This is a genomic window from Streptomyces cavernae (assembly GCF_004023625.1).
In the GTDB taxonomy this organism is placed as follows: Bacteria; Actinomycetota; Actinomycetes; order Streptomycetales; family Streptomycetaceae; genus Streptomyces; species Streptomyces cavernae.
Map to the genome: position 1 here is coordinate 164,371 of NZ_RPDJ01000020.1, position 20,468 is coordinate 184,838.

At 69.7% G+C, this 20,468-nt stretch carries 18 protein-coding genes; 11 read left to right on the plus strand and 7 right to left on the minus strand.

Going from position 1 to position 20,468, the window contains the following annotated elements; all coding sequences use genetic code 11:
- Positions 1-138 precede the first annotated feature (138 nt).
- The 5 genes from EF387_RS29245 to EF387_RS29265 all read right to left on the minus strand — a co-directional run bounded on the left by EF387_RS29245 (position 139) and on the right by EF387_RS29265 (position 5,971).
- Complete coding sequence (locus tag EF387_RS29245) at positions 139-2,724, minus strand: SpoIIE family protein phosphatase (RefSeq protein ID WP_128379623.1); 2,586 nt, start codon at positions 2,722-2,724, stop codon at positions 139-141.
- A 347-nt stretch (positions 2,725-3,071) separates the two neighbouring features.
- Positions 3,072-3,479 (minus strand): ATP-binding protein, encoded by a 408-nt coding sequence (locus EF387_RS29250; protein ID WP_128379698.1) that lies wholly within the window; start codon positions 3,477-3,479, stop codon positions 3,072-3,074.
- Positions 3,480-3,834: 355 nt separating this feature from the next.
- Entirely contained in the window at positions 3,835-4,236 is a 402-nt protein-coding gene (locus EF387_RS29255) for a (deoxy)nucleoside triphosphate pyrophosphohydrolase (protein ID WP_128379624.1), read from the minus strand.
- 48 nt (positions 4,237-4,284) lie between these two features.
- Positions 4,285-4,467, minus strand: coding sequence for an SPOR domain-containing protein (locus EF387_RS29260; protein ID WP_128379625.1), 183 nt, complete (start codon positions 4,465-4,467; stop codon positions 4,285-4,287).
- Between the two features lie 751 nt (positions 4,468-5,218).
- On the minus strand, positions 5,219-5,971 hold the full coding sequence (locus tag EF387_RS29265; RefSeq protein WP_128379626.1) for a GntR family transcriptional regulator: 753 nt from the start codon (positions 5,969-5,971) through the stop codon (positions 5,219-5,221).
- Between the two features lie 301 nt (positions 5,972-6,272).
- Here EF387_RS29265 and EF387_RS29270 point away from each other — a divergent pair, with 301 nt between their 5' ends.
- The 4 genes from EF387_RS29270 to ppgK all read left to right on the plus strand — a co-directional run bounded on the left by EF387_RS29270 (position 6,273) and on the right by ppgK (position 10,948).
- The gene (locus EF387_RS29270; RefSeq protein WP_128379627.1) at positions 6,273-7,700 is read left to right on the plus strand and encodes a serpin family protein; all 1,428 of its coding nucleotides are present in this window, start codon (positions 6,273-6,275) and stop codon (positions 7,698-7,700) included.
- A gap of 66 nt (positions 7,701-7,766) precedes the next feature.
- Positions 7,767-8,909 (plus strand): pyridoxal-phosphate dependent enzyme, encoded by a 1,143-nt coding sequence (locus tag EF387_RS29275; RefSeq protein WP_128379628.1) that lies wholly within the window; start codon positions 7,767-7,769, stop codon positions 8,907-8,909.
- A 206-nt stretch (positions 8,910-9,115) separates the two neighbouring features.
- On the plus strand, positions 9,116-10,135 hold the full coding sequence (locus EF387_RS29280; RefSeq protein ID WP_202918399.1) for a 4-hydroxy-3-methylbut-2-enyl diphosphate reductase: 1,020 nt from the start codon (positions 9,116-9,118) through the stop codon (positions 10,133-10,135).
- Positions 10,136-10,201: 66 nt separating this feature from the next.
- Positions 10,202-10,948 (plus strand): polyphosphate--glucose phosphotransferase, encoded by a 747-nt coding sequence (ppgK, locus tag EF387_RS29285; protein ID WP_128379630.1) that lies wholly within the window; start codon positions 10,202-10,204, stop codon positions 10,946-10,948.
- 133 nt (positions 10,949-11,081) lie between these two features.
- Here the strand turns inward: ppgK and EF387_RS29290 are convergent, their stop codons facing one another.
- Positions 11,082-11,636, minus strand: coding sequence for a DUF6542 domain-containing protein (locus EF387_RS29290; RefSeq protein ID WP_128379631.1), 555 nt, complete (start codon positions 11,634-11,636; stop codon positions 11,082-11,084).
- A 282-nt stretch (positions 11,637-11,918) separates the two neighbouring features.
- Here EF387_RS29290 and ychF point away from each other — a divergent pair, with 282 nt between their 5' ends.
- The 4 genes from ychF to EF387_RS29310 all read left to right on the plus strand — a co-directional run bounded on the left by ychF (position 11,919) and on the right by EF387_RS29310 (position 17,406).
- The gene (gene ychF, locus EF387_RS29295) at positions 11,919-13,007 is read left to right on the plus strand and encodes a redox-regulated ATPase YchF (protein ID WP_128379632.1); all 1,089 of its coding nucleotides are present in this window, start codon (positions 11,919-11,921) and stop codon (positions 13,005-13,007) included.
- Between the two features lie 601 nt (positions 13,008-13,608).
- Entirely contained in the window at positions 13,609-14,958 is a 1,350-nt protein-coding gene (locus EF387_RS29300; protein ID WP_128379633.1) for an aspartate aminotransferase family protein, read from the plus strand.
- Between the two features lie 27 nt (positions 14,959-14,985).
- Positions 14,986-16,065 carry a phosphotransferase gene (locus tag EF387_RS29305; RefSeq protein WP_128379634.1) on the plus strand — a complete coding sequence of 360 codons (1,080 nt, stop codon included), beginning with the start codon at positions 14,986-14,988 and terminating at the stop codon, positions 16,063-16,065.
- Between the two features lie 168 nt (positions 16,066-16,233).
- A complete protein-coding gene (locus EF387_RS29310; protein WP_238431764.1) occupies positions 16,234-17,406 on the plus strand; it encodes an ROK family transcriptional regulator in 1,173 nt (390 codons plus the stop codon).
- A gap of 205 nt (positions 17,407-17,611) precedes the next feature.
- On the opposite strand, the gene EF387_RS29315 is transcribed toward EF387_RS29310, so the two are convergent.
- Positions 17,612-17,821, minus strand: coding sequence for a hypothetical protein (locus tag EF387_RS29315; RefSeq protein ID WP_128379635.1), 210 nt, complete (start codon positions 17,819-17,821; stop codon positions 17,612-17,614).
- Between the two features lie 159 nt (positions 17,822-17,980).
- On the opposite strand from EF387_RS29315, the gene xseA reads away from it, so the two are divergent.
- The 3 genes from xseA to EF387_RS29330 all read left to right on the plus strand — a co-directional run bounded on the left by xseA (position 17,981) and on the right by EF387_RS29330 (position 20,353).
- Positions 17,981-19,189, plus strand: coding sequence for an exodeoxyribonuclease VII large subunit (gene xseA, locus EF387_RS29320; RefSeq protein WP_128379636.1), 1,209 nt, complete (start codon positions 17,981-17,983; stop codon positions 19,187-19,189).
- Positions 19,190-19,198: 9 nt separating this feature from the next.
- The gene (locus EF387_RS29325) at positions 19,199-19,447 is read left to right on the plus strand and encodes an exodeoxyribonuclease VII small subunit (RefSeq protein WP_128379637.1); all 249 of its coding nucleotides are present in this window, start codon (positions 19,199-19,201) and stop codon (positions 19,445-19,447) included.
- 315 nt (positions 19,448-19,762) lie between these two features.
- Positions 19,763-20,353, plus strand: a complete 591-nt coding sequence (locus EF387_RS29330) for a malonic semialdehyde reductase (RefSeq protein ID WP_128379638.1) — start codon at positions 19,763-19,765, stop codon at positions 20,351-20,353.
- The last annotated feature ends 115 nt before the right edge of the window (positions 20,354-20,468 follow it).

Here is a 20,468-nt window from a genome sequence, read left to right on the forward strand (position 1 = left end):
CCCCGCCTTGCCCCCTCGGCCGAGCGGCTTCGGGGAAGCGCAGGCACGGGAAACCTCGGGCACGGCCGCCCTGGTTCCCGACGACGGCGTGTCCGGGAAGGGAAGCGACTCGCGGACACGTCGTGGTCCCGAGGCACCCTAGAAGAGGCTCAGCAACGCCTCTGCCGGGTCCGTGAGGCCGTGTTCGCCGCCGGGGAGCGGGAGTTCGAACCAGACCGTCTTGCCGCGTGGTGTGCGCCGTGAGCCCCAGGCCGCGCTCAGCAGGCCGACCAGTTGGAGCCCGCGGCCGCCCTCGTCGGTGTCGCGGGCCCGGCGCCTGCGCGGCTGGACCAGCCCGGCGTCCCAGACCTCGCACACCATGGTGCGGTCCAGCAGCAGCCGCAGCCTGATCTCCCCCTCGCCGTAGCGGAGGGCGTTGGTGACGAGCTCGCTGACGAGGAGTTCCGCGGTGTCGACGAGCGCTTCGAGGTCCCAGCTGACCAGTTGTGCCCTCGCGTACTCGCGCGCCCGGCCCACGCTGCGCGGTTCGCGCGGCAGGGTCCAGTCGCCGACGGACTCGGCGGGCAGCCCTTGGACACGTGCCATCAGCAGAGCGATGTCGTCCTCGCCGTGGTGGGTGTCGAGGGTGTTGAGCACGTGGTCGCAGACGTCCTCGAGGGGACGGGAGGGATCGGTGAGCGCGCCGACGAAAGCCTGCAGGCCCTCGTCCAGAGGATGGTCGCGCGATTCGACCAGTCCATCCGTGTAGAGCGCCAAAAGCGCACCCTCCGGAAGCTCGACTTCCACCTCCTCGAAGGGCTCACCGCCGACACCGAGCGGCATGCCGGGCGGCACGTCGAGCATGAGCGCGCTCTCGCCCGGCTCCACGAGCACGGGCGGCAGATGCCCCGCGTTGGCGAAGGTGCACCGCCGGGTGACGGAGTCGTAGACCGCGTACACACAGGTCGCGAGGTACACCTCGGAGAGGTCGGCGTCCCGCGGCTGCCGGGCGGCACGGGTGGCCTGCTGCACTCCGCCGGGGGTGCCGAGGCCGCGGGCGATCTCGTCCAGTGCCGAGAGCACCTCGGCGGGTTCCAGGTCGAGCAGGGCCAGCGTCCTCACGGCCGTGCGGAGTTCACCCATCGCCACCGCCGCGCGCAGGCCGCGGCCCATCACGTCGCCGACGACCAGGGCCGTGCGGTGGCCGGGGAGTTCGATCACGTCGAACCAGTCGCCGCCGACCTCCGTCGCCGCGTTCCCGGGCAGATAGCGGCAGGCGATGTCGAGACCGGCGGCCTCGGGGTCGCCCGGTGGGAGGAGGGAGCGCTGGAGGATCAGCGCGCGCTCGTGTTCGCGCCGGTAGAGCCGTGCGTTGTCGATGCAGACCGCGGCGCGCGCCGCCAGTTCCACCGCGAGCGCCCGGTCGCGTTCGCTGAACGGCTCGCTGCCCTTGGTCCGGGAGAACTGCACCAGTCCGACGACGGTGTCGTGCGCGACCATCGGCACGGCGAGGGTGGACTGGATGAGCCCGCCCTCCTCGGGTATCTGCTGCGGGCGCGCGGTGCGCAGGGCGTCGGCGCAGGGCGAGTTGAACGGGTAGTGGTGGACGGCGCCCACGGACACGTGCGTGGGACCGCCGAGCGACGGGGAGTCGGAGACGGCGCTGGCGAAGGCCACCCGCCGCAACTCCGCGCTGCCGTCGGCCAGTCCGGGCGGGGTCTCGTCGCCCGCCAGGAGCCCCTGGTAGAGGTCGACGGCGGCGAGGTCGCAGAAGCCGGGGACGGAGACGTCGAGGAGTTCTCGGGCGGTGGTCTCCAGGTCGAGGGAGTTGCCGATGCGGGCGCCGGCCTCGTTCAGAAGGGCCAGGTTGCGCCGGGCGTTAGCGGCCTCACGGGCGGCGGCGCGGCGCTGGGTGATGTCGGTTCCCAGCCAGGCGATCCCGATGGGACGACCGGAGCCGCTGTGTACGCGATAGAGATTGATCGACCAGTTGCGTCGCTCGTCCGATCCGGGCAACGAGCCGGTGATCAGCATTTCAGTGACCGACTCACCGGTTTCCAGCACCCGGCGCAAGGTGGCGACGACACGCTCGGCCTCGGGGCTGGTCAGATAGTCGTGGACGGTGCGGCCCCGGTGGTCGTCGGGTGCGCCGCCGAAGAGCGAGGCGAAGCGCTGGTTGACCCGACGGACCTTCAGATCGGTGTCGAGCAGAAGGAATCCGAAAGGACATTGGCCGAAAATGGCCTGCGAGGCGGCAAGATCCGTCTCTATCCGGCGGAGGATATGGACGTCGACGACGATGCACAGGGCCGCCCGCTCGCCCTCCTCGGTCCGCGTCGGCATCACATAGACCTCGGCGAGCCCTTCCTTCATGTCCCCCGGCACCACGCCGCGCGCGGACTCCGGCAGCGTGAAGGAGACAATTCCGGTCCACTCCCGGCCGTCGAGTATCTCGGCCATCTTCCGGTGACCGTGTTCGCGCATCTCCGGAGCGACGAACGCCGCGATGGGATCGAGACCGATCGCCTGGTCAGCCGGTACGCCGAAGAGTTGCTCGGCCCGCAGACTCCACTGGTCGACCAGTCCGTCCGGACCGATCGAGAACGAGGCCACCTTGATGTAGTCGTAGATGGAGCCGGGCGGACTGCTCTGCCATATCGCGTCGGCGGCGCCGTCCTCGACCCCGCCCGTCCGACCGTCCGACGGGTCCTCGGACCCCGTGGCCCTCGCTGGTATCTCGCTCACGCGAACCGTCCCCTCCAGCTCACCGCGTCCGGCACCGGTCACCGGGGGCGGCTGCCCGCAGTATCCAGCACTACGGTGCCGCACAGCACGGTGTTCACGATCACAGCCCGGTCCCGATGTTTTCAGGACCGGCGGTGACACACTTCCAGACTTCTAACCAGGTGGCACCAGGTCGAACCTCATCAGTAACGCGCGCCCATGCCTGACACGTGGTCAGCCGTGACCGCCGCCACCTTTGTGCGCGTTCAAGTGAGCGCCTTGACGCGCTTCGAGCGAGCGCCTTGATGCGCGCCAAGCGAGTGCCTTGACGCGCGTCAAACGACCGCGGTCACCGCGTGAATGCCCGGTCAGCCGGGCAGCGCGAGTTCGAACCAGACGGTCTTCCCGGTGTCCCCCGGTCTGGTACCCCATCGGCGCGAGGAGCAGGCCACCAACTGCAGCCCGCGACCACTCTCGTCGTCGGGGCGCGCAACCCGCTCACGGGGCGGGTCGGGAAGGGGGTCGGAGACCTCCACCAGAAGCGTTCGGGGCAGACCGGGGGCGCGCACCAGGCGCACACCGATGGGGCCCGTGGCATGCCGAAGGGAGTTGGTCACCAGCTCGCTGACCAGGAGCGCGGTGATGTCATCGAGGTCGCCGAGGCCCCAGCCGCGCAGTTGCTCCCGGACGACGGAGCGCGCCGTGCGCACGGCTCCCGGCTCCGCGGGGAAGGTCCACTCAGCGCGGTCGCCTTCGGTGTCGATCACGCCGATCACTTCCCAGGCCAATGTCCGGTATCACGGTGTTAATGGCGACATACCCGATATCCCCCACCGAGTACCGCGCACAGGGGCGCACTGTGGCACAAACGGCGTACGCAAGGTAAGTCCCGGAGACAACATCCGCCTCGTGTCTCACCTGGTGAACGGCTCCAGGTGGGCGGCAGGGCCCATGGGGGCGCGTGGACGTCGTTCGGAGAGGAAGCCGGCTGCGCACGCCAACGGGCTTCGATGGTCCGGCCGGCCTTGGTGACGTCGGTGACGTGGCGCCCGCCGTCCGGGCCGCCTTTGGGGTGACCGGGCGAGACCGAGCCCGAAAGACCCCGCTCAGCGACCGCGATGTCTACGCCGTCTACGCCTCGGCTTCCTCCATCCGACGCAGAACCTCCATCACCGCGGGCACGTCCTGGTCGAGCCACTCGACGTCCCAGATCTCGTCGGGGTCCAGCCAGCGCAGCTCGTCGTGGTCCTCCAGGGGCATCGGGTCTCCCGAGAGCAGCCGGGCGGTCCACACCCGCAGCACCAGTTCCGCCTTCAGCGGCCACTCGCCGGGAATGCGCTCGACCGGCTCCGCCTCGACACCGAGCTCCTCGCGCAACTCCCGTACCAGCGCGTGCTCGCAGGTCTCGCCCGGCTCGACCTTGCCGCCGGGCAACTCCCAACGCCCCGCCAGTTCGGCAGGGGCGCTGCGGCGCGCGGCCAGCAGACGCCCGCCACTCGTCACGGCGGCGCCCACCACGATCCGTTCCGTCATGCGCCGGAGCCTACGGGAGGGTGACCCTTTGGGACCGAGTGAACCGGATCACTTGGTTCCGTTCTGGCCGATCCGCTCGACCCAATAGAGCTGCTTGTGTCCGCGGTTGTCGAGGCTGTCCGCAATCTTCTCGGCCTCGGCCCGGGTCGCGTACCGGCCCACGCGGTAGCGATTGCCGTTGTCGTCCTCCCGTATGACGAGCCAGGGGAGAGTGGCCGTACTGTCGTTCATCGCGCCCCTCCGCTTCCCGTTCCCGGCTTTCTCCCCCGAGCTCTCGACCGAGTTCGAGCAGGAGGGAACGCCTTCGCCCCGTACCCCAGGGAAACCGCACTCCGCATATGCCCGAGCCTACGCCTTACCTTCACGCAGCGAATACGGCTTTTCACAAAGCGGTAGGCAACCGGCCATCACAACAGGGGCGCGCGACGCCGAATGCGCCCCGTCTCACCACTTGGGCACGGTCGTGCCCTGCGAGGACCTTCCGGACAGGCCTCCGAGAACGGCCAGATTCGAACGGCGCATTGGCACGTCGAACGCCCTCCACGTACCGCAACACACCGCGTGAGCGCGGGGATGGAGGGGTATCGGCGAGCGAGGGTGGGCAGCCGAGAATGTCCCGGGCACGCCTGCGACGACCAGGGGGAAGCGTTGACCGGTCGAGCTGGTCCGGGAGCGGGGCGGGGTGGGGAGGGGTGGGGCGGGCCCTGGCGGGGCGGAGTGCCGCAACGCGGGCCCCGGGCCGTTGGCCGGTGGCCGGTGGTTGGCGGTTGGCGGTTGGCGGTTGGCGGTCCGGGGGCCGGGGGCCGTGCTCGCAGCGCGAACGGCAAAGCCGAGACGGACTCCGGCTCCAGACTCGGACTCGGACTCGGACAGCAGCGGGAACTCGCCCACCGGCATGGGGCGAGGGGACCAGGGCGCGAGGCGCGTACGCTCCGCGCCGACGGCCGCCGATCGGGCCCGAGCCGCAACCTCAGCCGCGGCGTCACCGTACCGGCAGGTGGTACGACAGCTGGTACCGATCCGCCGGAATCACCACGTCCGCCGTCTCCACCGGGCGGCCCGAGGCATAGAACGTGCGCTGGACGACGATCACCACATGGCCTGGCACACCGCCGAGTGCGAGGAGTTCCTCGGCCAGGCCGGGGCGGGCGCCGACCTCCTCCGTGACGTTGTCGACGACCACGTCGATGGCAGCCATGCGTTCGACCACGCCCATCCCGCCGAGCGGACCCTCCTCGGGGAGCATCACGGGGGTGCGGCCGGTGACGGCCAGCGGCTCCCAGGACGTGGAGAGCATCATCGCCTCGCCCGCGTCCCGGAACACGTACTTCGTGCGCATCACCCGTTCCCCGGGCTCGATTCCGAGCCGCTCCGCGATCGCCGCACCGGCGTCGGTCTGCTCGCTGCGTGATTCCCAGGTGCCGCGGACGGTCGCGTCGGCCTGCTCCTGGCGGAAGGGCGTCGCCCCCGTCTCCGGCCGGTACCCGGAACGGGCCACCCGGCGCGGCACCGGCCGCTCCCGTACGTACGTGCCCGACCCGGAGCGGCCCTCGACCAGGCCCTCGGCCATCAGCACCTTGCGCGCTTCCAGCGCGACCGTGTCGGAGACGCCGTACTCCTGGCGGATACGGGCCTGGGACGGGAGGCGGGTGTGCGGGGGCAGCGAACCGTCGACGATCTTTTTGCGGAGATCACCGGCGACTCGCAGATATGCCGGCTGCTCACCGAATGTCACTGGCCGCTCTCCCATCAGGTTGTACAGACAGCAACAGCCTCGCAACCGTGGGTTGTCCCATGCAAGTGAGGGCCAAGGAATCACTCGAAGTGATGACTTCTGCTGTCGGGGGGCTTTACGCAGGCGGTTTCCCCGTCTACGGACCCAACTCACATCCGCAGCCCCGAAGAACCACCTCGCCGCCCGCATGATCGTGGGGCCCCGGTTGAGGAGGTTCGTCCACGAGTAGCGTGCTCCCCACGGCTGGCACAGGACCGACGCACGACAGCGCGCATCGTAAGTGCGCCGGAACGGGGGCGGAATGCGATTCACGGATGTCGGTTCGGAGACGAGCGGGGTACGGGCGGTCAACGAGCTGACCGCCCGATGGGCGGCCGTCGCGGCCACCGGCACCAGCACAGGACTCGGAACAGGAACCGGAACAGGACCCGGAACCGTAACCAACACGGGCACCAACACGGGCACCAACACCGGCACCGACACCGAGAAGACCATCGGCTCGTCCGCCGGCCCTGGCACCGGCCCCTCCACCGCCCCCGCCACCGGCAGTACCACCGACCGACCCACCTCCTCTCCCAGCCCTGACGGCGACTCGTCCACGGGCACGGTCTTCTCCGCCGCCGGGCTCTGGCCGTTGCTCGGCTTCCTCGCCGACGGGGCCGGCGGTGCGGCCCGTGCCGAACTGGCCGAGGCGATCGGTCTGCCGGCCGAGCGGGCGGCGGCCACGGCGCGTGAGGTGCTCAGCGTGCTGGACGAACTGCCGGGTGTCGACGCGGCCATGGGCCTGTGGAGCAAGCGGACGCTGGAGCTCCGGCGGCAGTGGGTGGGCGGACTGCCGCCGCACGCGCACGGAGCGCTCACCGGCTCGGCCGCCAAGGACAAGCAGGCGTTGGACGCCTGGGCGGCCGAGCGGACCGGCGGCCGGATCCGCGAGATGCCCGTACTGCTCGAGGACGACACCGAGTTGGTGATGGCGAGCGCGCTGGCGCTCGAGACGGACTGGGTGCACCCCTTCGAGCCGCGGTGGGTGCGCCCCCATACGGGTCCCTGGCGGGGCAGGCAGCTGGCCGGGCTGGGCCGCAGCACGCCCCGTGTCGAACAGAGCTGCCTCGCCCGTGCGCCCGAAGGTTCGGTCACCGAGTGCAAGGTGACCGGTTTGGGTGGTCTGGCCGTGCATCTCCTGCTCGGTGATGAGGGGATGACGCCCGGCCAGGTGCTGGCCGCGGGCGTCGACCTGCTCGCCGGGCTGCTCCCGACCGTGCCGGGCGACCGGCTGACGGAGCGGGACACCGGGCCCGGCCTGGAAGTGCTCACGGTGCCCTGCCTCGCGCCCACCCCACCGACCCTCCACGTCACCACGGTCGCCTTCGACGTGTCGGCCCGGCACGACCTGCTGGCGCACGCCGAACTGTTCGGTCTCAGGTCCGCGACCGTGCGTGACACCGGTCACTTCCCCGGCATCAGCGCGCAGCCGCTCGCCGTCGGCTCCGCACAGCAGTCCGCGACCGCGTCGTTCACGGAGCACGGCTTCAAGGCGGCGGCGGTGACCGCGATCATGATCGCGGCGGCCGGGGCGGCTCCGTCCCGGCAGCAGAAGCGGTACACGACTACCCGAATACACGCGACCTTCGACCGTCCCTTCGGCTTTCTCTGCGTCCACCGCGAGTCCGGTCTGGCCCTGGCGGCGGGCTGGGTGACGGAGCCGACGCCGTACCCCGGGACGTCCTGAGTCCGCCGCTCAACGACGGCGTGGTGATCTCCCGGCCCCGCCGCACCCCGCGCCTACGCTGCGCGCATGACACCTCTGCCGGACCGCTTCTGCCCGACCGACGGCACCCGCGTCGCCACCGCCTCGCTCGCCTGGTGCTGCCCGGCCTGCCGCGGGCCCCTCGACCTGGACTTCGTGCCGACGCCCGCCCCGCTCAAGTCCCTCGCCGGGCGGGTCAATTCGCTGTGGCGGTACGCGGAGACACTGCCGTTGTCCGGTTCGACGGTCACCATGGGTGAGGGTCGGACGCCGCTGGTCCCGCTGACGGACCGGGTCTCGGCCAAGCTGGACTTCCTGATGCCCACGCTCTCCTTCAAGGATCGCGGTGCCGTACTCCTGGTCGAGCTGGCGCTGCGACTGCTGCCGGCTCAGACACCCCCCGGCGAGCGGGACCAGGTCCGCGGAAGGGTGGTGGCGGACAGCAGCGGCAACGCGGGCGCGGCACTCGCGGCGTACTGCGCCCGCGCGCAACTACCGTGCACGGTCTACGTTCCCGACGGCACGTCGCCGAAGAAGCTGGAGCAGATCGCCGCGTACGGAGCCCGGCTGGAGGTCGTCCCCGGCGACCGGGAGGCGGCGGCACGGGCGGCCCGTGAGGCAGCGGACGCGGGCGGCACCTTCTACGCCAGCCACGTCTTCAACCCGTACTTCCTGCACGGTACGAAGACCTATGTGCACGAGTTGTGGGAGGACCTCGGCGGCCGGCTGCCCGAGGTCCTGGTGCTGCCGGTCGGCAACGGCACCCTGCTGCTGGGCGCGGCCCTCGCGGTCGCCGAGCTGCACGCGGCCGGGCTGATCGACCGGCGGCCCGCGCTGTACGCGGTGCAGTCCGCCGCGGTCGCCCCCCTGGCATCAGCGTGGCGCGAGGGCGCGGACGACCTCATCGGCCGGGTGCCCGCGGCGCCCACCCTCGCCGAGGGCATCGCCGTGCCGCACCCGCCCCGAGCCCGCCAGATCCTGCGGGCGGTACGCGACTCGGGAGGCTGCTTCCGCACCGTGACCGAGGACCAGATCGCCGACGCCCAGCGGGACCTGGCGTCGCGTGGTCTGTACGTCGAGTCGACCGGCGTCGTGTCCTGGGCGGCCGTGCGGGACGGCGCCCTCGGGGACCGTACGGCCGTCGTGCCCCTGTGCGGAGCCGGACTGAAGAGCGGACTGTCGAAACCCTAGGGGGTCTCACACGGCACCCCGCGTGGCCGGGCCGTCGGTCTCGCGCAACGGCTCCGCGAACGCTTTCGCCGTTCGTCGACAAGTGGGGATGGGGGACCGCCGAAGGGGGACCGCCGAACAGCGGTCGGGGAGACGGAGGCCCCGTGACCACGGACCTGGACGACGAGGAGTTGCTGGTCCGTCGACGGTCAGGAGGCGGCCTTACGATGGGTCGCATGACTGCTTCGTCTGGCCGCCGTGTCCTGCTCGCCGCCCCCCGGGGCTACTGCGCGGGTGTGGACCGCGCCGTGATCGCCGTCGAGAAGGCCCTGGAGCAGTACGGGGCCCCGATCTACGTCCGCCATGAGATCGTCCACAACAAATACGTCGTGCAGACCCTGGAGAAGAAGGGCGCCATCTTCGTCGAGCAGACGGAGGAGGTCCCCCCGGGGAACATCGTGATGTTCTCCGCGCACGGCGTGGCACCCACCGTGCACGAAGAGGCCGACCGTGGCCGGCTCGCCACCATCGACGCCACCTGCCCGCTGGTCACCAAGGTCCACAAGGAAGCGATCCGGTACGCGAGCGACGACTTCGACATCCTCCTGATCGGTCACGAGGGCCACGAGGAGGTCATCGGCACCTCCGGCGAGGCGCCCGACCACATCACCCTGGTCGACGGCCCGGAGGACGTCGCCAAGGTGGAGGTCCGCGACCCGTCGAAGGTCGTCTGGCTGTCCCAGACCACACTCTCGGTCGACGAGACCATGGAGACCGTGGACGCCCTGAAGGAGAAGTTCCCGCAGCTTCTCTCCCCGCCGAGCGACGACATCTGCTACGCGACGCAGAACCGTCAGCTCGCGGTGAAGCAGATGGGCGCGGAGGCGGAGCTGGTGATCGTGGTCGGCTCCCGGAATTCCTCCAACTCCAAGCGGCTGGTGGAGGTCGCGAAGCTGGCGGGGGCGCGGGAGGCGTACCTGGTGGACTTCGCCGACGAGATCGACGAGGCCTGGCTGGAAGGCGTCTCGACGGTCGGTGTGACCTCCGGCGCCTCGGTCCCCGAGCTGCTCGTCGAGCAGGTGCTGCAGTGGTTGTCGGAGCGCGGCTTCGAGGACGTCGAGCTGGTGAAGGCCGCCGAGGAGTCGATCACGTTCTCGCTGCCGAAGGAGCTGCGCCGCGATCTGCGGGCGGAGGCGGCGGCGCTGGTGGCGGAGCGCACGGGAGCCGCGGGTTCCACGGAGAAGTGAAGGTCACGCGGAGCATGTCCGGCCCTGGCAAGTGACGGGTGCGTCGCACGCCGTAACGTGGTGGTCATGCACATCTTCGGCGTGGACATCGGCGGATCCGGGATCAAGGGCGCCCCTGTGGACCTGGACCGCGGCGATTTGGCGGAGGAGCGTTTCAAGGTCCTCACTCCGCATCCCTCGACCCCCGACTCCGTGGCCGACGGGGTCAGGGAGGTCGTGGCCCACTTCGGCTGGACGGGCCCGGTCGGCATCACGTTCCCGGGGGTGGTCACCGGCGGGTCGACGATTCGTACGGCGGCCAACGTCGACAAGCGCTGGATCGACGTCGACGCGCGCGCACTGCTGAGCGATCGGCTGGGCGGGCTGCCGGTGACGGTCCTGAATGACGCGGACGCCGCGGGCGTGGCCGAGATGACGTTCGGCGCGGGCCGCGACCGCCGGGGCACGGTCATCCTCCTCACCTTCGGCACGGGCATCGGCAGCGCCGTCTTCACCGCGGGCGAACTGGTCCCCAACTCGGAGCTGGGCCACCTGGAGCTGAACGGTCACGACGCCGAGAAGCACGCCTCCACCAAGGCCAAGGACGACCACGACCTGAGCTGGGAGCACTGGGCGCACCGGGTCCAGAAGTACCTGGCCCACGTGGAGATGCTGTTCTCCCCCGATCTGTTCATCATCGGCGGCGGGGTGAGCCGCAAGTCCCACAAGTTCCTGCCCCTGATCGAGGGCATCAAGGCCGAGATCGTCCCCGCGGAGCTCCAGAACAACGCGGGGATCGTGGGAGCGGCGATGCGGGCGGCGCAGCAGGGGTAGGCCTCGGCGGCGCGAAGGGGTAGGCCTCGGCGGCGAGGAGGCGGCGGCGAAGGGGCAGGCCCGGCGGCGCGGCGTGTCCAGCCACCTTGTGTCAGCCCGCGACGGGGCCCTGTTGGCGGGAGCCGGGATCTGCTCAGGGCCGCCGTCGCGGCTGGGGCGGCTGGGGCAACCGGGCGTTCCGGCGCTCCACCACCTGGCGTTTCATCTGTCTGATCTTGCGGACACTGGCGATGAACCCGGCGATCAGGGTGCCCCCGTAAAGCCAGCCGGCGTGCAGGGCGAGAGCGGTGATCAGCCCCATCACCCGGCCGCCGAAACCGCCGTCGCTGTCGGCGATGGGCAGCAGGCCCACGGCGAAGGCGATCGGTACGGCGACCGGCGCGGTGACCAGGTCGGCGGGGCGCACCCAGAGCGCCGTGAGGGCGCTCACGGGCAGGAACAGTACCCCGTACACCACCATCGAGCCGTCGAACAGCCACCGGTCGAGGCAGGCCAGGACGAACATCACCGCGCAGCTGAACAGCCCCCCGCCGAGCCCGGTGAACCGCGGGTTCGGCAGGCGTCGTACCGCCTGGGCCGACGGTGCCGCAGCGGGGCGCGGCACAGGTCGTCTCGGCCCGTCCTGCGGGGGACGGGATGCTCCGCGCCGAAGCGCGTACTGAGAGGAACGGTTCCTGTGTTGCTCCACTGGACAAACTTAGAGCTGGTTATGTGGTGAACCGTCCCAGAGACACGCACTTTGGGCAGAGCTTGGCCAAGCATTCGACGGGCCGCCGGGCCGGGGCGCGCACACCGTAGACTGGTGGATCGGCGTACGGCGGTGAACACCCCGAGCGCCGCCGAACGGTCCGCGCCCCCGGCGCACGACACGCACCGAGCACCAAGCGACAAAGCGCCGGACCCGGACCCGCACTGCAGCCCAGCCCAGCCCCAGCCCCAGCCCCAGCCCTCACGTACGGGAAGTCGCAACGTGTCGCTCACGATCGGAATCGTCGGTCTGCCCAACGTCGGCAAGTCGACCCTTTTCAACGCCCTGACCAAGAACGACGTGCTCGCGGCCAACTACCCGTTCGCCACGATCGAGCCGAACGTCGGTGTCGTTGGCGTTCCCGACTCCCGCCTCGGCAAACTGGCCGAGATCTTCGGTTCGCAGCGCGTCCTGCCGGCCACCGTCGACTTCGTGGACATCGCGGGCATCGTGCGGGGCGCCAGCGAGGGCGAGGGCCTGGGCAACAAGTTCCTCGCGAACATCCGTGAGTCCGACGCGATCTGTCAGGTGATCCGGGCCTTCCAGGACGAGAACGTGGTCCACGTGGACGGCAAGGTCTCCCCGAAGAACGACATCGAGACGATCAACACGGAGCTGATCCTCGCGGACCTCCAGACGATCGAGAAGGTCCTGCCGCGGCTGCAGAAGGAGTCGCGGATCAAGAAGGACATCGCCCCGAAGGTGAAGGCCGTCGAGGAGGCCAAGGAGATCCTGGAGAAGGGCGACACGCTGTTCTCGCAGGGCATCGTCCAGGGCACGGAGCGGGCCGAGCCGCTCCACGACCTGCACCTGCTCACCACCAAGCCGTTCCTGTACGTCTTCAACGTCGACGAGGAGGAACTGACGGACGAGGACTTCAAGAACGAGCAGCGCGCCCTGGTCGCCCCCGCCGAGGCGATCTTCCTCAACGCCAAGCTGGAGGCGGACCTCGCCGAGCTGGACGAGGAGGACGCGATGGAGCTCCTGGAGTCGGTGGGCGCCACGGAGCCGGGCCTCGCGACCCTGGCCCGCGTCGGCTTCAACACCCTCGGCCTGCAGACCTACCTCACGGCCGGCCCGAAGGAATCCCGGGCCTGGACCATCAAGAGGGGCGCCACCGCCCCCGAGGCCGCCGGGGTCATCCACACCGACTTCCAGAAGGGCTTCATCAAGGCGGAGGTCATCTCCTTCGAGGACCTGGTGGAGACCGGCTCCGTGGCCGAGGCACGGGCCAAGGGCAAGGCCCGTATGGAGGGCAAGGACTACGTGATGCAGGACGGGGACGTGGTGGAGTTCCGCTTCAACGTGTAGAGCAGCAGGGTCGAGTAGCCCTCGACTCCGGGACGGCGCACTCGTGGAGGTCGGCCTGTGCTGCGGTGCGGACCGCAGGAGAGGCCTCAGGCGGTGGCCACGGTGTCAGCGTCCAGGCCCAGCTCAGCGGCGATGTACCGGTAGACCTGGGTCTCGGTGGCCGTCTTGATGGGATGAGTTCACTCCACCTGGGCTGCCGAAGTGAATGCCGGATCTGGGCTGCTGCCGGCCCGCTCCCCCCGAGCGCCGGCCCGCTCCCCCCCGAGCGCCGGCCCGCTCCCCGCGAGCGCGGCCGGCGCGCCGAGCAGGAAGCCGAGGGCCGTCTTCAGCGGAACCAGGACCGACCGGAGCCGCGCCTCCGTCCGCTCACTGGAACGCTACGGACGCATGGCCTGCTTGGTCTCGGCATCGACGATCAGCTGGTCGAAGTTCCGAGCCAGTCCTGTCCTCCTGGTCGCGCCGCATCCAGCACTCTCCGCCGTCGCGGGCTGCCGGACCCGTCCTGGAGAATAAGTTTCAGGTTGGAACTGAAACAAAAGCTGCTATGCTGCCGCCGAAGCAGCCGCGACGAGATGCAAGCCATGAAAGAGGGGAGCTGCTGATGACTTCCACGCTGGGTCGAGCGCTGGCCAACTACCCCAACAGGTTCGACCCCACAGCGCTCGGTGAACTGCCTGAGCGATTGCAGTCCACCGTCAAGCGGCGAAACAACGTGCTGGGCCCTGGTTACGCGCTGAACTACCGGGAGCCGGTCGAGTTCATCTCCGGCCGAGGCGCTCACCTGTTCGACCGGGATGGCAATGACTACCTTGACGCCTACAACAATGTGCCGTGCGTCGGTCACGCACACCCGCACGTTGTCGAGGCCGTGTCCCGCCAGATGGCGGCGGTCAACACCAACACGCGCTATGTGCAGGAATCACTCGTCGACTACGCCGAGCGCCTTGTCGCGACCATGCCCGAAGCGCTCTCGAGGGTCAGCTTCGCGTGCAGCGGGTCGGAGGCGAACGACCTGGCCGTGCGCGTGGCTCGCTTCCACACGGGCGGCGAGGGAATCGTAGTGACTCGCTGGGCTTACCACGGTCTCACTCGCGAGGTTGCGAGCTTCTCGCCGACGCTCGGCGCGGGCTCACCGCTCGGGCCGAACGTGCGGCTCATCGATGCGCCTGATCCGCGACTCGTCCCGCCGGGTTCATCGCTTCCCGACTACATGCGAAGCCAGGTGCGCGGCGCGATCAACGACCTCGAGCGCCACGGCTACAGGCTTGCGGCGCTGATCACCGACTGCGCGCACTCCAGCGACGGCGTCTTCACCGATCCCGTCGGTTACCTGCGTGACATGGTCGAGGAGGTGCACGCCGCGGGCGGCGTGTACATCGCCGACGAGGTCCAGTCGGGATTCGCCCGGCTCGGAGAGTCGATGTGGGGGTTCAGCCGCCATGGGGTGCTTCCGGACATCGTCACGATGGGCAAGCCCATGGGCAATGGCATGCCGATCTCCGGTGTGGTGTTCAGGCCCGAGGTGTGCGACGAGTTCGGACAGAATGTCCGCTATTTCAACACCTTTGCGGGCAGTTCCATCGCGGTTGCCGCCGGTGCCGCGGTTCTGGACGTCTTCGAAGCGGAGAACGTGCGGCAGCGAGTTCTCGACAACGGCAGGGCGCTTCGAGCCGGCCTTGAGGAGATCACTCGGGAGTCTCCCCACGTCGCGGAGGTCCGCGGCAGTGGTCTGTACGTGGGCGTCGAACTCGTGAAGGACCGGGAGTCGCTGGAGCCCGATCGTGTCCGCGCCGACCACGTCATCAACGACATGCGAGAGCGTCGCGTCCTCATCAGTGGCACCGGGGAAGCAGTCAATGTGCTCAAGATCCGACCGCCGCTGGCCTTCGACTCGGCCGACGTGACGCGATTCCTCGAGACCTTCGCGGAGATCGCCGAGTTGCGCCTGTAGCAGGCCGAAAGCCGAAGGGACCGAACGGTGAACACCTCGCCCCCCGCACGTATCGCCCAGCAGTTGTTCGAGGAGAGCGGCCTGGCATCGTCCCACGAGCCCATCGAGACGAACGTGGTGGACGCCCTCCTCGCCCGGCACTACCGGCTGAGCGGCCATCTCGAGCGGCTGGCAACCGAGAAGGACGACACGTTCCGGCTGCGGACCGGCACAGCCGACCATCTCGTCAAGGTTTCCACGCCCGACGAGGCGGTATCCGTCGTAGCTCTGCAAACGGCTGTGATGCGCCACCTCGAAACCGAAGCTCCTCATCTCCCCGTCCAGCGGGTCAAGGAGACCACCGAAGGCGGCGACAACGTACCGATCGAGACGAAAAACGGCGGAGTTCGAGTCCTGCGCGTCTTCGACTTCGTCGAAGGTGCCGTCCTGGCGCGGACGAACCCCGATCCCCACCAGCTCGCCAAGGCCGGGCAGATGCTCGGGCGAGTGGATCTGGCTCTGCGGTCATTCAGGCATCCAGCGGACGAGCGGCGCCTTGTGTGGGACCTTCGACACTTCGACCAGCTGCGGGAGCTCATCGAGTACGCGCCCAGCGCCGCGCACCGTCGGCTGGCACGGGAAGTGTTCCGCCTCTTCCACGAGGCCGTTGTTCCGAGGCTGGGTGATCTCGAGACCCAGGTGATCCATGGTGACTACAGCCCCTACAACGTGCTGGTGGATCCGCGGACGGACAGCTTCGTCACAGGAGTGATCGACTTCGGTGACAGCATGCGCAGTGCTTTGATCTTCGATCCCGCTGTGTCTGTCGCGAACCTTCTCGGCCGGACACCGCGGGATCCCTGGGGTGAGGCATGCAGCTTCGTCGCGGGATACGAGCGGGCCCGGCCGATCAAGGACACCGAACTCCCGCTCCTGCCTGTCGCCGCACTGGCACGCCTCACACTTCGCGCGCTGGTCACCCATTGGCGCGCGGAACGAGTGCCGGAGCGTCGCGACTACCTGCTCGAGCACGCCAGAGACGACTGGGTCAACGTGGAGCGGGCCATGGCCGTCGCCACGGAGGAGGTCGTGGCCCGCTTGCTGAGCACCCGCCATGACACGCCTTGAGCGGCGCCAACGAGGCGACACTCGTCGGCGTCCGACACGGCCGACCTGGCCTCACTCGACGAGATCGTCACCCCGGCGACCGCGACTTCGCCGACGCCGAAGGGCAGTTCGGCAGGTCAGGCAGAGACCACTGGTTCGGGCTGCGCATGGTCTCGCTAAGGTCATGAGGTGAGCAGCATCAACCCCACACCACGCGACTACAACAAGGCAAGGGTCCTTGACGTTGTTCTCTCCCATGCGCCGTTGACCCGGAACAAGCTCATCGAGCTCACGGGGTTGAGCAAGGCGACGGTGTCGCGGGCCGTGGAGGAACTGCGCTCCGACGGGTTCGTCGTGGACGGGGGCGTCGACGCCGTCGCCGGGCGTGGCCGTCCGTCGACGTACCTTGATGTGCCCGAGACGGCCGGACATGTCGTGGGGGTCGGCTTCGGCGCCGTGACCACCGGCGTGCTGGTGACCGACCTACGCGGCCGTGAGCTCGGGCACGTGATCCTTCCGACGGTCGAGCACCACGACGTCCCCGCCGCCGGCCGGTGGCTGGTCGACCTGATCGCGCAGACCAGCGCATCCGCACGAGGGCCACTGCGCCAGGTCGTCGTGGCACTGCCCGCCCATGTCCGCGACGGCGCCGAGATCTTTCGGCCTGCCGATGCGATGAAAATCTTCTCCGGCAGAGACCTCCACCGAACCGTCGAAAAGCTCGTCGATGCCCCAGTGACCTTCGACAGTGACGCGAACGCGTCCTTGCTCCAGGTGCTCACGGACGACGCGAGCATCCATGACGCTGCCCTGTTCAGCGTCAGCAGCACCCTGAGTTTCGCCACCTGCGGGGACCAGGGACTGGCTCGGGGACGTACTCCTGCGTTCGGCGACATCGGTTCCCTCCCCTCGGGGATCGACGACCGCACCCTCAACGGGCTGCTGAGCACCGCGGGTCTTGTGAAGCTCGCTCGTGAACACGGACTGGACATCGAACGCGTCGAGGACCTGTGGCTGGCACCTCAGGAGCATCGAGCCCATGCGGAGACACTCAAGGCGTTCACGACGGCGGTCACGACCGCCGTGAGCATCGTCGCCGTGACACTCGATCCCGAATCCGTCTACTTCGTCGGCCGGTTGCGCCCCTTGGTGGACCAGGTGCTCCCCGAGGTACGCAATCGACTCGAACAGACCTTGCCGGCCATCCCCCGGATCACCGCCGTCTCCCAGGTGCTGGGACTCTCGGTGGCACGCGGCGCGGTGCACGCCTGCCTGGCAATGACCCACAACCGCCTCCGGGACGCGCTGCTCAAGGCACGCAGTCAGGGACCGCGGCAGGAGCAAGCTGCGCCGGCGTTCTGATGCGGGCGGGACGACAGCGCGGTGCGAGGGTGAGCTGTGGGGTCGCTGCGCCGCACGTGGACGTCGAGTTCGCCGCCGCAGGTCAGCTTATTGATGTCCCGGGCAGCTGACTGGTCGCGGGGGCATGAACGGCGATCTTGTTGCCCGTGCTGATTCTGTGCTGAGCTTCGACCTGTTGGACCTGAGGGCGGCCAGGTACTGAGGGTCAGGACCTGAGATAGGGGCGGTGCCAGACACGCCGTGTCACGATGGCGTAGGCCTCCTGCTCGAACCGGTCGGCCTGCTCGGGGGTGAGGTTGTCCTCGGCCGCCGCACGCGCCTCATGGGCGAGCATCCGGGCTTCCTGCTCGTCGCGGCGTACCGGCAGCCCCAGGTGATGGGCGATCCTGCGGATGGTGTGCGGGTTCTCGGTCATTCTCGATCACTTCTTCGCGGGCTGCCCCTGTCGTCCTTCGGGGTGCCCCCGCGTCCAGCATGCACCCGCGGCACGGTCCCCGGGCCCGCCGACGCCCGATACCTGCCGGCCCGCGCGAGCGCCGGGCCGCTGTCGGTGGCGACCACTACCCTCGGGCGCATGGCTCTCAACACGTCCGCTGAAGCCCCGCTGCCGGTCGGGGAGGTGTCGCGGCTCATCGGGGGATGGATCGACCGGCTCGGTGCCGTCTGGGTGGAGGGGCAGATCACCCAGTTGTCGCGCCGGCCGGGGGCGGGCGTCGTCTTCATGACGCTGCGCGATCCCTCACAGGACATCTCGCTGAGCGTGACCTGCTACCGGCAGGTGTTCGACGCGGTCGCCGACGTGGTGAGCGAGGGCGCGCGGGTCGTCGTGCGCGCCAAGCCGGAGTGGTACGCGCCGCGGGGGCAGCTGTCGCTGCGGGCCGCCGAGATAAGGCCGGTGGGGATCGGTGAACTGCTCGCCCGGCTGGAGCTGCTGAAGAAGTCCCTGGCCGCGGAGGGGCTGTTCTCCCCGGAGCGGAAGAAGCCGTTGCCCTTTCTGCCGCAGCTCGTGGGGCTGGTCTGCGGGCGCGCCTCGGCGGCCGAGCGGGATGTGCTGGAGAACGCCAGGCACCGCTGGCCCGCCGTCCGTTTCGAGGTGCGCAACGTCGCCGTCCAGGGCGTGCACGCGGTGCCACAGGTGGTCCAGGCGGTGAAGGAGCTGGACGCGCTCGACGAGGTGGACGTGATCATCGTGGCGCGGGGCGGTGGCAGCGTCGAGGACCTGCTTCCGTTCTCGGACGAGCAGCTCGTGCGGACCGTGTCCGCGTGCCGTACGCCCGTCGTCTCGGCCATCGGCCACGAGCCGGACAACCCGCTGCTGGACTACGTGGCCGATCTGCGGGCCTCCACCCCGACCGACGCCGCCAAGAAGGTCGTGCCGGACGTGGGCGAGGAGCTGGAGCGGGTGCGGGTGCTGCGGGACCGGGCGCGGCGCTGTGTCCGGGCCTTGGTCGAGCGGGAGGAGCGGGGACTCGCGAACGCGCTGGCCAGGCCCTCGATACAGGACCCGCACCGGATGATCGAGGAGCGGGCGGACCAGGTCACCGCGCTGCTCGACCGGGGCCGGCGCACGCTGGGCCATCTCCTCGACCGAGCCGTGTCGGAGCTGACGCACACGCACGCGCGGGTGGTGGCCCTGTCCCCCGCCGCGACCCTGCAGCGCGGGTACGCGGTGCTGCAGAGGTCCGACGGGCACGTGGTCCGCGACCCGGCCGAGGTGGCGGACGGGGAAGCGTTGCGGGCACGGGTGGCCGAGGGTGAGTTCACGGTGCGAGTCGACACTTAGGGTGAGGGGATGACCAGCAAGGTGGAGGAAGCGCTCGGGTACGAGCAGGCGCGGGACGAGCTGATCGAGGTGGTGCGTCGCCTGGAGGCGGGCGGTACGACGCTCGAGGAGTCGCTCGCGCTGTGGGAGCGGGGCGAGGAGCTGGCGAAGGTCTGCCGCACCTGGCTGGAGGGCGCCCGCAAACGACTGGACGCGGCGCTCGCGGAGGACGACGACGAACCGGGGCCCGGCGAGGACGGGGGCGGGCCCGGCCGGTAGGGCCGAAGGTCGGCGGCGAGGAGGACGGGGCAGGTCCGGCCGGTAGAGCCGAGCGGGTAAGGCCGAGGCCGGCGGCGACGATGCGGGAGAGTCCTGCCCCGGTAGGGCTGAGGCCGACCGGAGTCCGTCGCGGGTAGTCGGCTCGCGGCTGCAGGGCGGAGAAGCTTCAAAACTGGAGCACTGTGAAGTGGATCACTTCACTCCCGTTTTGATTGAACGTTGAACTTCATCGACGTACTGTCGATGTCGCCAGCTGATCCCGGCGTCCACCGGCGCACCACGGGATCCAACGCGAAGACACAGAAGGTTTGTCCCATGTCCCTCGTTCTTGATCCTGCCGCCCAGGACCTGCTGTTCCGTGAGGCCCGCACCGCCAACACCTTCACCGACGAGCCGGTGACCGACGAGCAGGTGCAGGCCATCTACGACCTCGTCAAGTACGGACCGACCGCCTTCAACCAGTCGCCGCTGCGGATCACCCTGGTCCGCTCCGCCGAGGCGCGGGAGCGTCTGGTGCAGCACATGGCCGAGGGCAACCAGGCGAAGACCGCCACCGCCCCGCTGGTCGCGATCCTCTCCGCGGACAACGAGTTCCACGAGGAGCTTCCCGAGCTCTTCCCGCACTTCCCGCAGGCCAAGGACGCCTTCTTCGCGGAGCGCCCGTCCCGCGAGAGCGCGGCCGGCCTGAACGCCGCCCTGCAGGCCGCGTACTTCATCATCGGCGTCCGCGCCGCGGGTCTCGCCGCCGGCCCGATGACCGGCCTGGACTTCGCGGGTGTCCAGAAGGAGTTCCTGGACGACGACCACACCCCGCTGATGGTCGTCAACATCGGCAAGCCGGGCGAGGACGCCTGGTTCCCGCGCTCCCCGCGCCTGGCGTTCGACCAGGTCGTCACCACGGTCTGAGCACCCACAGTCCGAGCACCCTGAGTCTGAGCACCACGGTCCGAGCACCCACGGTCTCCCCGGTCCGAGCACCATGGCCCGGCCCGAGCACCCGGTGCAGAACGGACGGAGGCCC

Coding starts and splice junctions, on each gene's coding strand:
- EF387_RS29260 (WP_128379625.1), bottom strand. CDS start 4,467: ATGAACGACAGTACGGCCACTCTCCCCTGGCTCGTCATACGGGAGGAC.
- EF387_RS29300 (WP_128379633.1), top strand. CDS start 13,609: ATGACTTCCACGCTGGGTCGAGCGCTGGCCAACTACCCCAACAGGTTC.
- EF387_RS29270 (WP_128379627.1), top strand. CDS start 6,273: ATGCGATTCACGGATGTCGGTTCGGAGACGAGCGGGGTACGGGCGGTC.
- EF387_RS29325 (WP_128379637.1), top strand. CDS start 19,199: ATGACCAGCAAGGTGGAGGAAGCGCTCGGGTACGAGCAGGCGCGGGAC.
- EF387_RS29315 (WP_128379635.1), bottom strand. CDS start 17,821: ATGACCGAGAACCCGCACACCATCCGCAGGATCGCCCATCACCTGGGG.
- EF387_RS29280 (WP_202918399.1), top strand. CDS start 9,116: ATGGGTCGCATGACTGCTTCGTCTGGCCGCCGTGTCCTGCTCGCCGCC.
- EF387_RS29255 (WP_128379624.1), bottom strand. CDS start 4,236: ATGACGGAACGGATCGTGGTGGGCGCCGCCGTGACGAGTGGCGGGCGT.
- ppgK (WP_128379630.1), top strand. CDS start 10,202: ATGCACATCTTCGGCGTGGACATCGGCGGATCCGGGATCAAGGGCGCC.
- xseA (WP_128379636.1), top strand. CDS start 17,981: ATGGCTCTCAACACGTCCGCTGAAGCCCCGCTGCCGGTCGGGGAGGTG.
- EF387_RS29275 (WP_128379628.1), top strand. CDS start 7,767: ATGACACCTCTGCCGGACCGCTTCTGCCCGACCGACGGCACCCGCGTC.
- EF387_RS29330 (WP_128379638.1), top strand. CDS start 19,763: ATGTCCCTCGTTCTTGATCCTGCCGCCCAGGACCTGCTGTTCCGTGAG.